This window comes from Enterobacter cloacae subsp. cloacae ATCC 13047 (assembly GCF_000025565.1).
GTDB classification, from domain to species: Bacteria; Pseudomonadota; Gammaproteobacteria; order Enterobacterales; family Enterobacteriaceae; genus Enterobacter; species Enterobacter cloacae.
In genome coordinates this window covers 3,160,059-3,173,947 of the sequence record NC_014121.1, presented here as the reverse complement: position 1 = coordinate 3,173,947, position 13,889 = coordinate 3,160,059, and the positions used below count along the sequence as shown (strand labels likewise).

Genomic DNA, 13,889 nt, shown 5'->3' with positions numbered 1-13,889 from the left:
TTTGCTCCCTCTCCCTGTGGGAGAGGGCCGGGGTGAGGGCATCAGCGCGCACGCTTTCCAAGCGGCACCACCAGCGGCGTGCCCGCCACCGGGTCGTCAATAATCATGCAGCGCATGCCGTAGATCCGCTCGATAAGCGCCGGCGTCACAATCTCCTTCGGCGCGCCCTGCGCCACAATTTCGCCGTCGCGCAGTGCAATTAAATGCGTGGCATAGCGGCAGGCCTGATTCAAATCATGCAGCACCGCCGCCAGGGTGTAACCCTGCGTGCGGTTGAGCTCGCTCAGCAACTCGAGCAGATCGATCTGATGGCTGATATCAAGCCAGGTCGTCGGTTCATCCAGCAGCATAATGGAGGTCTCCTGCGCCAGCACCATCGCGATCCACGCCCGTTGACGCTGGCCGCCGGAAAGCGTGTCCACGCTCTGCCGGGCGAGCTCCGTAATGCCCGTAGCCTGCATCGCGCGGTTTACCGCGTCTTCATCTTCCTTGCGCCAGCGGGTAAACAGCGGCTGGTGCGGATAGCGTCCGCGTGAGACCAGCTCCTGCACCGTGATGTCTCCCGGCGTGGTGGCGTTTTGCGCCAGCAGCCCGATGCGCCTGGCCACCTCTTTACTGGCAAAGCGCTGGATCTGCTCGCCGTCGAGGAATACGTGGCCTTCGACCGGTGTCATCAGGCGACTGAGGGTGCGCAACAGGGTCGACTTGCCGCAGCCGTTCGGGCCGATAATCGCCGTGAAATGGCCGTCAGGAATGTTGACGGTTAAGTCATGGGCAACGATTTTTTTGCCGTAACCGAGAGTAAGGCTTTCGCCGCGCAAGCGGGTGGTTGAATCGGTCATTTCTTGCGTGACTCCTGAACGAGCAAGACGATGAGGTAAATCCCGCCAAGGCTGACGGTGACAACGCCCACCGGAAGTTGATAAGGCATAAACAGCCGCTGGGCGCAGAGATCGGCGGCCAACAGTAACATTGAGCCGCACAGCGCCGCCTGGGTTAAGCCCCAGCGGGCCGTACCGCTAAGACGACGCGCAATGTGCGGGGCGACAAGGGCGATAAAGGAGATGGGTCCGGCAATCGCGGTGGAGGCCGCGGTGAGCAACACGGCGACCAGCATCAGCATCAGACGCGAACGCTCAACGCCGACCCCCAGCGCACAGGCGCTGTCGTCACCCATCTCCAGCAGCCGCATGCGCCGCACCAGCAGCAGCGCGGCGATAAACATCAGCAAAATCAATGGCGCGGCAGGCCAGACTTTGCCCCAGGTCAGGCCGTTGAGGGAACCGGCATACCACAGCCCGGCCGACAGCGCCGTTTCCAGCGAAGCCTGCAGCAGCAGCCAGGTATTGAACGCCATCAGCATGGCACGCACGCCGATACCGATAATGATCAGGCGGAAAGTGTCGATACCGTTGCGCCAGGCGAGCAGCCAGATCACCAGCGCGGTCAGTATCCCGCCGGTCATCGCCGTCACGGTGATGGCCGTCAGATGCTGACCAAACAGCACCATCGCTACCAGCACGCCGCTCCAGGCACCGGTGTTGAGACCCATTACATCCGGGCTGCCGAGCGGATTGCGCATCAGCGACTGGAAAATCGCGCCGCTGACGCCAAGCGCGGCACCCACCAGCATCGCCATTGCCACGCGCGGCAGTCGCCACTCCGTCACCACCATCGTGACAGCGCGCGGGGCACTGCCGGTGAGCGCGTTAAACACCTGGGCCAGATCGAGCGTCACCGCGCCGCTGCACAGGCTTGCGATCGCCAGCATCAGAATGGCGATAACCAGCAGCGAAACGCTGAGGATCAAACGACGAGAGGGGGCCATCATGCGTCACCTCCGCGTTTACGTCGTACCTGGAAGATCAGGACCGGCGCGCCGATAAAGGCACTTACCACCGAAACGCGCAGTTCGCCGGGAACCAGAAGACGCCCGACAACATCAGCGAACAAGAGCAGAGCCGGGGTGGCCAGCAGCGTCACCGGCAGCGACCAGCGGTGATCGGCCCCCACCAGCCAGCGCGACAGATGCGGCATCATCAGCCCGATAAAGGCAATCGGGCCGACCACTGCCGTCGCACTGCCGCACAGCACGGTGATGACCACTAATCCCGTCAACTGGGTTCGCGCCACGCGGTTGCCGAGCGCGGTGGCGGTGTCGCTGCCAAGGCTCAGGCTGTTCAGCGCCCGGCTTAAACCGAGTGCCACGGCGGCGGCAATCATCACCGGGATGACCACCACCTTAAGCGTCTCCAGCGTGCGGATATCCAGCGAACCGGCCTGCCAGAAGCGGAGCTGGTCGTAAACGTCCGGGTTAAGCAGGGCAATGCCGTTAGATAACCCTTCCAGCACGGCGGCAAGCGCCACGCCCGCCAGCGTCAGACGTACCGGGCTAAGCTGCCCGCCGCCCTGGCTGCCGGTGAAGGCGACAATCAGCGAGGCCGCCAGCGCGCCGCAAAAGGCCATTACCAGTTGTTCTGAGGGAGAGGTAAACCCGAACAGCGCCGCACCAAGCACAATGGCAAAGCTGGCACCGCTATTCACGCCAAGAATGCCGGGGTCAGCCAGCGGGTTGCGGGTGAGGGTTTGCATAAGGGCTCCCGCAAGCCCCAGTGCGCCACCGGCAAGTAATCCGGCCAGGGTACGGGGCAGGCGGGCATCCAGCACGATGGTGCAGTCGGCGCTCTGACAGGTACCAAAGAGCGCATCAACAATCACGGAGGCGGGCAGCGGTTTCGCACCAACCAGCAGACTGAGCGCCATCGCAAGGATTAACAGCAGCAATAACACGGGCACGGCAACGGCGCGCACCGCAGAAGAAGAGGAAAACGACATAGCAACATCCATGATTTGATAATGATAGTGATTATCGTTATCTATCTTATTTGGCTATGTTAGCATGTGCGCCCATGGAATGGGTAGAAATAGACTCAAGGTCTTGTCATGAATCAAAAATCCTGGCTGATTAACCTCAGCCTGCTGAAGACGCACCCGGCGTATCGCGCCGTATTTATCGCGCGTTTTATCTCCATTTTGTCCCTCGGCCTGCTCGGCGTTGCCGTCCCGGTACAGATCCAGATGTTGACGCACTCAAGCTGGCTGGTCGGGCTGTCGGTCACCTTAACCGGCGGGGCGATGTTTATCGGTCTGATGATCGGCGGCGTGCTGGCCGACAGGTACGAACGCAAGAAGCTGATCCTGCTGGCGCGCGGCACCTGCGGGGTGGGGTTTGTCGGATTGTGCCTGAACGCAATGCTGCCAGAACCCTCCTTACTCGCCATTTACGCCCTCGGGCTGTGGGATGGTTTCTTTGCTTCGTTAGGCGTGACGGCGCTGCTGGCCGCCACGCCCGCGTTGGTAGGGCGCGAGAATTTGATGCAGGCGGGGGCAATTACCATGCTTACTGTCCGTCTTGGCTCGGTGATATCGCCGATGGTGGGCGGCCTGCTGCTGGCCACCGGTAACGTGGCGTGGAACTACGGCCTCGCGGCAGCGGGGACGTTTATTACCACCTTAACCCTGCTGCGTCTGCCGCTTCTGCCACCGCCACCGCAGCCGCGTGAGCATCCGCTGAAATCGCTGATGGCGGCGATCCGGTTTCTGTTCAGCAACCCGCTGATTGGTGGTATTGCGCTGCTCGGTGGTCTGCTGACGATGGCGAGCGCCGTACGCGTGCTGTACCCGGCGCTGGCGGGGGTGTGGCAGATGAGCGCCGCAGAGATTGGCGTGCTGTACGCCGCCATTCCGCTCGGCGCGGCGTGTGGTGCGCTAACCAGCGGCAGGCTGGCGCAGAGCGCGCGTCCAGGGTTGATTATGCTGTTGACGACACTGGCATCGTTTATCGCGATGGGGTTCTTCAGCCTGATGCCGGTTTGGGCGCTGGGTGTGCTGTGTCTGGTGCTCTTCGGCTGGCTGAGCGCCATCAGTTCTCTGTTGCAGTACACCCTGATCCAGACCCAGACGCCGGAGGGAATGCTCGGGCGCATCAACGGCCTGTGGACCGCGCAAAACGTGACGGGCGATGCCATTGGCGCGGCGATCCTCGGTGGGCTGGGGGCTGTCATGACACCGGTGGCTTCGGCGAGCACCAGCGGGTTTGCGTTAGCCGTTGTAGGTGGGATCCTGTTAATGGTATTAGCAGAATTGCGCCGGTTCCGGCAGGAGGTTGTATTGAACGACGGTGCAGCCTGATGCCCTCACCCCGCCCCTCTCCCACGGGGAGAGGGAGGGAAAATGCCTACTTAAACAATGCATTTAATCTCTCTAACACCAGCATCGCGCTGTAATAATCCAGGCGGAACGTCTCCGTTCCCAGTGCCCACACGCGTTTATTCTTCACCGCAGGCAGGTGAGCCAGCAGCGGGTTGGCGTAAATCGCTTCAACGTCTTTTTGATCGCCGGCAAACAGGAACAGGCCTTCACCGTTCAGCCCGGTAGCCAGATTTTCACCGCCTAACTGGATGATGTCGTGACGTTTGCCCTGACTTTTTGAGGTGTGCAGCCCGGCAGGCAGTTCGGCCAGGGTAAAGCCTAACTGGTGCAACAGCTGGCCCTGGGCAGACTCCGCGGTCCACAGGTTAGCGCTGTGCGCGGCGGCGGTGTACACAATGGCGTTCACCGGTTGCGGCGGCAGCGTCATCTGCTGTTTCACCTGCGCGAGTTGTTTATCGAATGCTGCAATGCGTTCGGCGGCCTGTTTTTCCTGTCCGGTTATCGTGCCTAGCTGCTTCAGCAGTTCCTGCCAGCTTTTGTCGTCGTAGTTGATGATGAGCGTCGGCGCGATGGCGGAGAGCTGATCGTACAACGCCAGGGCCGAATCTCCGCCGGTCGCGCTAATCAGAATCAGATCCGGCATCTGCGCCGCCACCGCTTCCGCGCTCGGCTCGCCAATGTACAGGCGCGCCACGTTGCGCTGTTTCGCAATATCACCCCACTGACGTAAAAAGCCCTGCGCATCCGCCACGCGGTTATTGGGCGTGGTCGCCCCGCTGGCCACTACCGGAGCGTCAATCGCCAGCAATGAGCCGGTCAGGGTCACGCTGGTGGAGACAATGCGCGTGGGTTTGCTCTCCAGGGTATGCACGCCGCGGCTGTCGGTTACCTGACGCGGCCAGTCGGCGGCGATGGCTGAGGTTAGTCCTAAAACAAAACATCCCGTTAAAAGAAGGGCATTACGGCAAACGGCGGGGAATTTCACAACGCGGCATCCTGTTCTCTTTGAAGTTAATGCTTCTCATTTTCATGATTGCGGCGAGGGGATGCAAGCGATACTCGCATAAGATGTTCGCTCTGCGGTTGACACCGGCGCGATGTGGGATTAGGTTAGCCAACGAAAATATAAATGATAATCATTATTGCTTCTTTTATCATTTTATGGAGGATGATATGGATACGTCCCTGGCTGAGGAAGTTCAGCACACCGCGACCACGCTGCCATCAGACAGCTTTTTCTTTATGTCGCCTTACCGCAGTTTTACCACGTCAGGCTGTTTTTCCCGTTTCTCTGAACCCGCCGAGGGCGGTGATAACCCGTCGGGGGCCTTCCAGCAGAAACTGGCTCAGGCTTTCCGCAACGCGAAGGCCAGCGGCATTGCGCATCCCGTAATGGTGGGTGCCATCCCGTTCGATACCCGCAAGCCCTCATCCCTGTTTATTCCGCAGCACTGGCAGACCTTTTCGCGCCCGGCGCGTCAGCAGTCCGCGCGCTATTTTTCTGCTTCTAAGACGTTGAACGTGGAAACCCGCACTGAGATCCCGCCGCAGCCCGTGTTTGAAGAGATGGTTGCCCGTGCGGCAGCGCTCACCGCCACGCCACAGGTGAACAAAGTGGTGCTGTCGCGGCTGATTGATATTGCGACGGATAAAACGATTGATAGCGGCGCGCTGATGGAGCGACTGATCGCCCAGAATCCGGCCAGCTTCAACTTCCATGTGCCGCTGGAAGATGGCGGCGTGCTGCTGGGCGCGAGCCCGGAACTGCTGCTGCGTAAAGAGGGGACACACTTTAGCTCTCTGCCGCTGGCGGGCTCTGCGCGTCGTCAGCCGGATGACGTGCTGGATCGCGAGGCGGGTAATAAGCTGCTGGCCTCCGAGAAGGATCGCCACGAGCACGATCTGGTGACCCAGGCGATGAAAGCCATTCTGGCACCGCGCAGCCATCATCTCAGCATGCCAGCTTCCCCGCAGCTGATCACCACCCCAACGCTCTGGCATCTGGCGACGCCAGTGGAAGGGGACGCCCGTGAAAATGAGAACGCCCTGACTCTGGCCTGTCTGCTGCACCCGACGCCTGCGCTGAGCGGTTTCCCGCATCACGCGGCAAAAGAGCTGATTGCCGGGCTGGAGCCGTTCGACCGCGAACTGTTTGGCGGCATCGTTGGCTGGTGTGACAGCGAAGGCAACGGCGAGTGGGTGGTGACCATCCGCTGCGCGCGTTTGCTTAAAAATCGCGTTCGCCTGTTTGCCGGTGCGGGCATTGTGCCAGCCTCCTCCCCGGTGGGCGAGTGGCGCGAAACCGGGGTGAAGCTCTCCACCATGCTCAACGTTTTTGGTTTGCACTGAGGAATTATCATGACCATCCCCTTTACCCGTTGGCCTGAGGAGTTTGCCCGGCGCTACCGTGAAAAAGGCTACTGGCAGGATCTGCCGCTGACTCACATTCTGACCGACCACGCGGAGAAAGATACCGTCGCCATTATTGACGGTGAACGTCACCTGACCTGGCGCGCGTTCAACCAGGCGGTGAATAACCTGGCCTCCGCCCTGCAGGGGCAAGGCGTGCGTCGTGGCGAGACCGCGCTGGTTCAGCTCGGCAACGTAGCTGAGTTTTACATCACCTTTTTCGCGCTTCTGCAGGTGGGGGTGGCTCCGGTGAACGCGCTCTTCAGCCACCAACGTAACGAGCTGAACGCCTACGCCGCACAGATCAAACCCGCGCTGCTGATTGCCGACCGCGAGCATGCCCTGTTTGCGGGCGATGATTTCCTGAACCGTTTTGTGGATGAACATCGCTCTGTGCGTGTTGTCCTGCTGCGTGGCGATAACGGCGCACATGCCCTGGAGGCGGCCATCGCCCACCCGGCGACCCATTTCATCCCCAACCCCACGCCTGCCGACGAAGTGGCGTTCTTCCAGCTTTCAGGCGGCAGTACCGGCACGCCAAAACTGATCCCGCGTACGCATAACGATTACGACTACAGCATCCGTCGCAGCAACGAAATTTGCGGCATTACCGCGGATACCCGCTATCTGAATGCGCTACCGGCGGCCCATAACTACGCCATGAGTTCCCCGGGTTCGTTAGGGGTATTCATGGCTGGTGGCTGCGTGGTGCTGGCGCACGATCCGAGCGCCACGATCTGCTTCCCGCTGATTGAACGCCATCAAATTAACGTCACCTCGCTGGTACCCCCGGCGGTCAGCCTGTGGCTGCAGGCGATTGCCGACGGCGCGGGCAATGCGCAGCTTAAATCGCTGAAGCTGCTGCAGGTGGGGGGCGCACGCCTCTCCGCCACGCTTGCCGCGCGTATTCCGGCGGAAATTGGCTGCCAGCTACAGCAGGTGTTCGGCATGGCGGAAGGGCTGGTGAATTACACCGCTCTCGACGATACCCCGGAGCGCATCATCCACACCCAGGGCCGTCCGATGTGCCCGGATGACGAAGTGTGGGTGGCGGACGAGCAAGGCAACCCGCTGCCGCGTGGCGAAACAGGACGTCTGATGACCCGTGGGCCGTACACCTTCCGCGGCTATTTCAACAGCCCGGAACACAACGCCAGCGCCTTTGATGCCAACGGTTTTTACTGCTCCGGCGATCTGATTGCCATCGACGAGCAGGGGTACATCACCGTGCAGGGGCGCGAGAAAGATCAGATCAACCGCGGCGGGGAGAAGATCGCCGCTGAAGAGATCGAAAACCTGCTGCTGCGCCATGAGGCGGTGATCCACGCCGCGCTGGTGAGCATGGAGGACAGCCTGTTGGGCGAGAAAAGCTGCGCGTTTCTGGTGGTGAAACAGCCGCTGCGCGCGGTTGAGGTGCGTCGCTTCCTGCGCGAGCAGGGCGTTGCCGAATTCAAACTGCCGGATCGCGTGGAGAGCGTGGATGCGCTGCCGTTAACGCCGGTCGGCAAAGTCGATAAGAAACAGTTGCGCCTGTGGATCGCTGAACGCGCCCGGGCCTGAGGAACAGAGTATGGCTATTCCAAAATTAACCGCTTATGCGCTGCCAACTGCCGCAGAGTTGCCGACAAGTAAAGTGAACTGGGCGTTTGAGCCTGAACGTGCCGCGCTGCTGATCCACGATATGCAGGAGTATTTCCTGAACTTCTGGGGCGAAAACAGCGCGATGATGCAGCAGGTGGTGGCGAACATCGCCAGGCTGCGCACGTACTGTAAAGCACACAACATTCCGGTTTACTACACCGCCCAGCCGAAAGAGCAGAGCGACGAAGACCGCGCCCTGCTGAATGACATGTGGGGCCCGGGCCTGACCCGCTCCCCGGAGCAGCAGCGCATCGTCGCTGAACTGACCCCGGACGAAGCGGACACCGTGCTGGTGAAGTGGCGCTACAGCGCGTTTCATCGCTCGCCGCTGGAGCTGATGCTGAAAGAGACAGGCCGCAATCAGCTGCTGATCACCGGCGTGTATGCCCACATCGGCTGCATGACCACCGCCACCGATGCGTTTATGCGCGACATCAAACCCTTCTTTATTGCCGACGCGCTGGCAGATTTCACCCGCGAAGAGCATCTGATGTCGCTCAACTATGTGGCGGGGCGTTCCGGCCGCGTGGTGATGACCGATGATCTGTTGCCGTCGGTTCCGGCCTCAAAAGCGGCGCTGCGTGAGCTCATCCTGCCATTACTCGATGAAACCGACGAACCGATGGATGATGAAAACCTGATCGACTACGGCCTGGATTCGGTGCGCATGATGGCGCTCGCCGCACGCTGGCGTAAAGTCCACGGCGATATCGATTTCGTGATGCTGGCAAAAAATCCGACCCTCGACGCCTGGTGGGCGCTACTCTCCCGCGAGGTGCAGTAATGGTTTTTGATTTCACCGGCAAAACCGTCTGGGTGACAGGGGCGGGTAAAGGGATTGGTTATGCGACGGCGCTGGCCTTTGCCGACGCGGGCGCGAAGGTGACCGGATTCGATCTGGCTTTCCCGCAGGAGAATTATCCATTTGCTACCCAAACGCTGGACGTATCTGACGCGGCGCAGGTGAGCGATGTCTGCGGGCGCTTGCTCGCCGTAGAGGAACGTCTGGATATACTGGTCAACGCCGCCGGCATTCTGCGCATGGGCGCCACGGACCAGCTTTCGCAGGAGGACTGGCAGCAGACGTTTGCGGTCAACGTTGGCGGGGCGTTTAACCTCTTTCAACAGACGATGGGCCAGTTCCGTCGTCAGCAGAGTGGGGCGATTGTCACCGTGGCGTCCGACGCGGCCCACACGCCGCGCATCGGGATGAGTGCCTATGGCGCCTCGAAAGCGGCGCTGAAAAGCCTGGCCCTCACCGTCGGGCTGGAGCTGGCGGGCAGCGGCGTGCGCTGTAATCTGGTGTCGCCGGGGTCAACGGATACCGATATGCAGCGCACCCTGTGGACCTGCGACGATGCGGAGCAGCAGCGCATTCGCGGTTTTGGCGAGCAGTTTAAGCTGGGGATCCCGCTCGGGAAAATTGCCCGTCCTCAGGAGATTGCCAGCACGATCCTGTTCCTGGCCTCCGATGCTGCCAGCCATATCACCCTGCAGGATATCGTGGTGGACGGCGGCTCCACGCTGGGGGCGTAATGATCTGGAAACGCCATTTATCGTTAGATGCGCTCAATGCCACCAGCCAGAACACGCTGGTGGCGCATCTGGGCATCGTTTATACCCGCCTTGGCGACGATATGCTGGAAGCGGAAATGCCGGTGGATGCGCGCACCCATCAGCCGTTTGGCCTGCTGCACGGTGGCGCGTCGGCGGCGCTGGCGGAAACGCTGGGCTCGATGGCCGGTTTTCTGATGACCCGCGACGGGCAGAACGTGGTGGGAACGGAGCTGAATGCTACCCATCATCGTGCGGTAGCGCAGGGGACCGTGCGCGGCGTGTGTCAGCCGATGCATCTGGGTCGATCCAGCCAGAGCTGGGAGATTGTGGTGTTCGACGAGCAGGGACGGCGGTGCTGTACCTGCCGGTTGAGTACGATGGTGCTGGGGTAATGTTGTGCGGGCTGTTGCCCTCACCCTAACCCTCTCCACAGGGAGAGGGGACGGTGTAGTACAAAATTAGAGCATTGAGACGACGCGTTTAAGTAACCGAATTCGCGGCGCAATGGACGCTTTGTCCAGCCACTCCGCCGGGCTGTGGAAGCCCGCGCCAATCGGCCCTAAGCCGTCAAGCGTGGGGATACCCAGCGCAGCGGTGTGGTTGGCATCGCTGCCGCCGCCGACCGCCTGCCAGGTAATGGCGATGCCTTCCGCTTTACCTGCCGCTTCAACCTGCTGCATCAGTGCCTGAGTCGCAACGCTTGCTGCCATCGCCGGTTTGTGATTGACCCGCGTCAGCGTCGTCGTCACGCCGTCTAAAAAGCCTTTTTCACATAAGGCTTCCAGCGCCTGATTCACCCGGTCGTACTCGTCGTTTTCCCAGAAGCGAACGTCGAGCTCGGCCACGGCGTTGTCCGCCACCACGTTTGCCGCGCTGCCGCCGCTAATCACCCCTACGTTGAGTGTGGTGCCGCGCGACCCATCGCTCAGCGCATTCAGGGCAACGATGCTGTTTGCCAGCGCTGTGATTGCCGAACGGCCTTTTTCCGGGTCGTTACCCGCGTGTGCCGCCACGCCCTTGAAGGTGAGGTGGTAGCCCGCCATACCTTTACGCGCTTTCACCAGAGAGCCATCAGCACGGGCAGCTTCGCACACCAGCACGCAGCGGGAGCGTTGTGCCAGCGCACCGATCCATTCGTGGGAGTATACCGAGCCCGTTTCTTCGTCCGGATTCATCGCGACCGCGATTGCCAGGCGATCTTTATCCGCAGGATCTAGCTCGCGCATTGCCCACAGAATATTGAGCAGTCCGCTTTTCATATCAGACACGCCGGGGCCGTAGAGACGCGTATCGTCCTCGCTCAACGGGCGTTCGGCCACGGTGCCGGGGGCAAAAACGGTATCAAGATGGCCGACCAGCAGCACGTCGAACTGCTCTGCCTGCGGCTTGTTGCTGACGAAGAGGCCCGGGCCAACCTTCTCGCCCAGGTTTACCTGCCCGGTATGCCAGCCTTCGCGTTGCCAGAGAGATTCTAAAATGCCAGCCACGGCGGCAACGCCCGCGATGGTCTGGGTGCCGCAGTCCACGTTCACCAGGCTTTTCAGCTCTTCAATGTAGCGATCCAGATTCATTTCCTTTTCCTTGTAAGCGGTAAGCGGTAAGCGGTAAGCGCGCGATCGCGCAGGGTCATTCTGGCGAGGTTGAGCGTAAAAAAAATGATACAAATCATCCCGTAAGGTTGAGCCAGGACGAAAAACGCAGAAGTGTGACCGATGACAGCGACGGGGTTGTTTCAGCCTGAAAGTGATCGACTTAACACTGTGGTGTAAATCTCTGGTTTGACCACGCATTATTGCGTTTCAAAGTTGTTAAATTTTACGCGTTGTTCTAGAAACAAAATGTAACATCTCACTGTTCCACAACAACGGACAACAACTATGAACAACTCAGGGAAATACCTTACATGGGCACTGCTTTCCGTTGTGGGAGCCTTTGCCCTGGGCTATATCGCCCTCAACCGGGGGGAACAGATCAATGCGCTCTGGATTGTCGTTGCCTCCGTCTGCATTTATCTGATCGCGTATCGTTTTTATGGTCGCTATATCGCCAAAACGGTGCTGGCGGTTGACGGCACGCGCATGACGCCCGCCGTTCGTCATAACGACGGGCTGGACTACGTTCCGACCGATAAGAAAGTGCTGTTCGGTCACCACTTTGCGGCGATTGCCGGGGCAGGCCCGCTGGTGGGGCCGGTGCTGGCGGCGCAGATGGGCTATCTGCCGGGGATGATCTGGATCCTTGCCGGCGTGGTGCTGGCGGGGGCCGTACAGGACTTTATGGTGCTGTTCGTCTCCACCCGTCGCGACGGCCGTTCGCTTGGTGAGCTGGTGAAAGAGGAGATGGGCGCGACGGCCGGGGTGATTGCGCTGGTGGCGACCTTTATGATCATGGTGATCATCCTTGCGGTGCTGGCGATGATTGTGGTGAAAGCGCTGACCCACAGTCCGTGGGGGACTTACACCGTCGCGTTCACCATTCCGCTGGCCATTTTTATGGGGATCTACATTCGCTACCTGCGTCCGGGACGCATTGGTGAGGTGTCGGTGATTGGTCTGGTGCTGCTGGTGTTCGCCATTATCTCCGGCGGCTGGGTGGCAGAGAGCCCAACCTGGGCACCGTTCTTCGACTTTACCGGCGTACAGCTAACCTGGATGCTGGTGGGGTACGGGTTTGTGGCGGCAGTGCTGCCGGTGTGGCTGCTGCTGGCCCCGCGAGATTACCTTTCCACGTTCCTGAAAATTGGCACCATCGTCGGGCTGGCTATTGGTATTTTGATCATGCGCCCGACGCTGACCATGCCAGCGTTAACCAAATTCGTTGACGGTACGGGCCCGGTCTGGACCGGTAACCTGTTCCCGTTCCTGTTTATCACCATCGCCTGTGGTGCGGTGTCTGGCTTCCACGCGCTGATTGCCTCCGGGACCACGCCGAAGATGCTGGCGAATGAAAATCAGGCCTGCCTGATTGGCTACGGCGGCATGCTGATGGAGTCCTTCGTGGCGATCATGGCGCTGGTCTCTGCCTGCATTATCGACCCGGGCGTCTACTTCGCGATGAACAGCCCGATGGCGGTTCTGGCTCCGGCGGGCACCGCCGACGTGGTGGCATCCGCAGCACAGGTGGTAAGCGGCTGGGGCTTTGCCATTACCCCGGATACGTTATCGAGTATCGCCAGTGAAGTGGGTGAGCAGTCGATTATCTCCCGCGCGGGTGGCGCGCCTACGCTGGCGGTGGGCATGGCCTACATCCTTCACGGTGCGCTGGGCGGGCTGATGGATGTCTCGTTCTGGTATCACTTCGCCATTCTCTTTGAAGCGCTGTTTATTCTGACGGCGGTGGATGCGGGGACGCGTGCGGCGCGCTTTATGCTGCAGGATCTGCTGGGCGTGATCTCCCCGAATCTGAAGCGTACCGATTCGCTCCCGGCGAACCTGCTGGCAACGGCCTTGTGCGTGCTGGCGTGGGGGTACTTCCTGCATCAGGGCGTGGTGGATCCGCTTGGCGGTATTAACACGCTGTGGCCGCTGTTCGGTATCGCTAACCAGATGCTGGCAGGGATGGCGCTGATGCTGTGTGCGGTGGTGCTGTTCAAGATGAAGCGCCAGCGTTATGCCTGGGTGGCGCTGCTGCCTACTTCCTGGCTGCTGATTTGTACCCTGACGGCGGGCTGGCAGAAAGCCTTCAGCCCGGACAATAAAGTGGGCTTCCTGGCGATTGCCAATAAGTTCCAGGCGATGATCGACAGCGGTAAAATCCCGGCACAGTATACGGAATCACAGCTGTCGCAGCTGGTGTTTAACAATCGTCTGGATGCCGGGCTGACCATCTTCTTTATGGTGGTGGTCGTGGTACTGGCGTTGTATTCTCTCAAAACCGCGCTGGCGGCGTTGAAAGTCGACAAGCCAACGGCAAAAGAGACGCCTTACGAGCCAATGCCTGAAAACCTGGAAGAGATTGTCACCCAGGCCAAAGGGGCGCATTAACCTGTGTGCCGGGTGGCGCTAGCGCTTACCCGGCCTACATTTCTTATCCTCCCTCTCCCTTTGGGAGAGGGCCGGGGTGAGGGAAAC

General features: G+C 60.4%; 12 protein-coding genes. 7 read left to right on the top strand and 5 right to left on the bottom strand.

Annotated features, from left to right (window positions below; genetic code table 11):
- Positions 1-41: 41 nt before the first annotated feature.
- Genes fepC through fepD form a run of 3 tightly spaced genes read right to left on the bottom strand, consistent with a single transcriptional unit; the run spans position 42 to position 2,835 of the window.
- Complete coding sequence (fepC, locus tag ECL_RS15335) at positions 42-842, bottom strand: iron-enterobactin ABC transporter ATP-binding protein (RefSeq protein ID WP_013097639.1); 801 nt, start codon at positions 840-842, stop codon at positions 42-44.
- Positions 839-1,831, bottom strand: a complete 993-nt coding sequence (fepG, locus tag ECL_RS15330) for an iron-enterobactin ABC transporter permease (protein WP_044158800.1) — start codon at positions 1,829-1,831, stop codon at positions 839-841. Before fepG ends, fepC begins: the two co-directional genes overlap by 4 nt.
- Positions 1,828-2,835: a Fe(3+)-siderophore ABC transporter permease gene (fepD, locus tag ECL_RS15325; protein WP_013097637.1), complete on the bottom strand. Its 1,008-nt coding sequence runs from the start codon at positions 2,833-2,835 to the stop codon at positions 1,828-1,830. Before fepD ends, fepG begins: the two co-directional genes overlap by 4 nt.
- A gap of 108 nt (positions 2,836-2,943) precedes the next feature.
- Between fepD and entS the strand changes: the two genes are divergently transcribed.
- Positions 2,944-4,191, top strand: a complete 1,248-nt coding sequence (entS, locus tag ECL_RS15320) for an enterobactin transporter EntS (RefSeq protein WP_013097636.1) — start codon at positions 2,944-2,946, stop codon at positions 4,189-4,191.
- A gap of 46 nt (positions 4,192-4,237) precedes the next feature.
- On the opposite strand, the gene fepB is transcribed toward entS, so the two are convergent.
- Positions 4,238-5,197: a Fe2+-enterobactin ABC transporter substrate-binding protein gene (gene fepB / locus ECL_RS15315; protein WP_013097635.1), complete on the bottom strand. Its 960-nt coding sequence runs from the start codon at positions 5,195-5,197 to the stop codon at positions 4,238-4,240.
- Between the two features lie 188 nt (positions 5,198-5,385).
- Here fepB and entC point away from each other — a divergent pair, with 188 nt between their 5' ends.
- Genes entC through entH form a run of 5 tightly spaced genes read left to right on the top strand, consistent with a single transcriptional unit; the run spans position 5,386 to position 10,211 of the window.
- Positions 5,386-6,561, top strand: coding sequence for an isochorismate synthase EntC (entC, locus tag ECL_RS15310; protein ID WP_013097634.1), 1,176 nt, complete (start codon positions 5,386-5,388; stop codon positions 6,559-6,561).
- A 9-nt stretch (positions 6,562-6,570) separates the two neighbouring features.
- Positions 6,571-8,181, top strand: coding sequence for a (2,3-dihydroxybenzoyl)adenylate synthase EntE (gene entE, locus ECL_RS15305; protein WP_013097633.1), 1,611 nt, complete (start codon positions 6,571-6,573; stop codon positions 8,179-8,181).
- 10 nt (positions 8,182-8,191) lie between these two features.
- Positions 8,192-9,046, top strand: coding sequence for an isochorismatase (locus tag ECL_RS15300; protein ID WP_013097632.1), 855 nt, complete (start codon positions 8,192-8,194; stop codon positions 9,044-9,046).
- Positions 9,046-9,798, top strand: coding sequence for a 2,3-dihydro-2,3-dihydroxybenzoate dehydrogenase EntA (gene entA / locus ECL_RS15295; protein ID WP_013097631.1), 753 nt, complete (start codon positions 9,046-9,048; stop codon positions 9,796-9,798). Before ECL_RS15300 ends, entA begins: the two co-directional genes overlap by 1 nt.
- Positions 9,798-10,211: a proofreading thioesterase EntH gene (gene entH / locus ECL_RS15290; protein ID WP_013097630.1), complete on the top strand. Its 414-nt coding sequence runs from the start codon at positions 9,798-9,800 to the stop codon at positions 10,209-10,211. Before entA ends, entH begins: the two co-directional genes overlap by 1 nt.
- Before the next feature lie 66 nt (positions 10,212-10,277).
- Here the strand turns inward: entH and ECL_RS15285 are convergent, their stop codons facing one another.
- Entirely contained in the window at positions 10,278-11,390 is a 1,113-nt protein-coding gene (locus ECL_RS15285) for a M20 family metallopeptidase (RefSeq protein ID WP_013097629.1), read from the bottom strand.
- Positions 11,391-11,696: 306 nt separating this feature from the next.
- Between ECL_RS15285 and cstA the strand changes: the two genes are divergently transcribed.
- Positions 11,697-13,802 (top strand): pyruvate/proton symporter CstA, encoded by a 2,106-nt coding sequence (gene cstA, locus ECL_RS15280; RefSeq protein ID WP_013097628.1) that lies wholly within the window; start codon positions 11,697-11,699, stop codon positions 13,800-13,802.
- Positions 13,803-13,889 lie beyond the last annotated feature (87 nt).

Bases quoted from the DNA above. Each gene is read 5' to 3' on its own strand.
- fepC (WP_013097639.1), bottom strand. From the start codon at position 842: ATGACCGATTCAACCACCCGCTTGCGCGGCGAAAGCCTTACTCTCGGT.
- fepG (WP_044158800.1), bottom strand. From the start codon at position 1,831: ATGATGGCCCCCTCTCGTCGTTTGATCCTCAGCGTTTCGCTGCTGGTT.
- fepD (WP_013097637.1), bottom strand. From the start codon at position 2,835: ATGTCGTTTTCCTCTTCTTCTGCGGTGCGCGCCGTTGCCGTGCCCGTG.
- entS (WP_013097636.1), top strand. From the start codon at position 2,944: ATGAATCAAAAATCCTGGCTGATTAACCTCAGCCTGCTGAAGACGCAC.
- entC (WP_013097634.1), top strand. From the start codon at position 5,386: ATGGATACGTCCCTGGCTGAGGAAGTTCAGCACACCGCGACCACGCTG.
- entE (WP_013097633.1), top strand. From the start codon at position 6,571: ATGACCATCCCCTTTACCCGTTGGCCTGAGGAGTTTGCCCGGCGCTAC.
- ECL_RS15300 (WP_013097632.1), top strand. From the start codon at position 8,192: ATGGCTATTCCAAAATTAACCGCTTATGCGCTGCCAACTGCCGCAGAG.
- entA (WP_013097631.1), top strand. From the start codon at position 9,046: ATGGTTTTTGATTTCACCGGCAAAACCGTCTGGGTGACAGGGGCGGGT.
- entH (WP_013097630.1), top strand. From the start codon at position 9,798: ATGATCTGGAAACGCCATTTATCGTTAGATGCGCTCAATGCCACCAGC.
- ECL_RS15285 (WP_013097629.1), bottom strand. From the start codon at position 11,390: ATGAATCTGGATCGCTACATTGAAGAGCTGAAAAGCCTGGTGAACGTG.
- cstA (WP_013097628.1), top strand. From the start codon at position 11,697: ATGAACAACTCAGGGAAATACCTTACATGGGCACTGCTTTCCGTTGTG.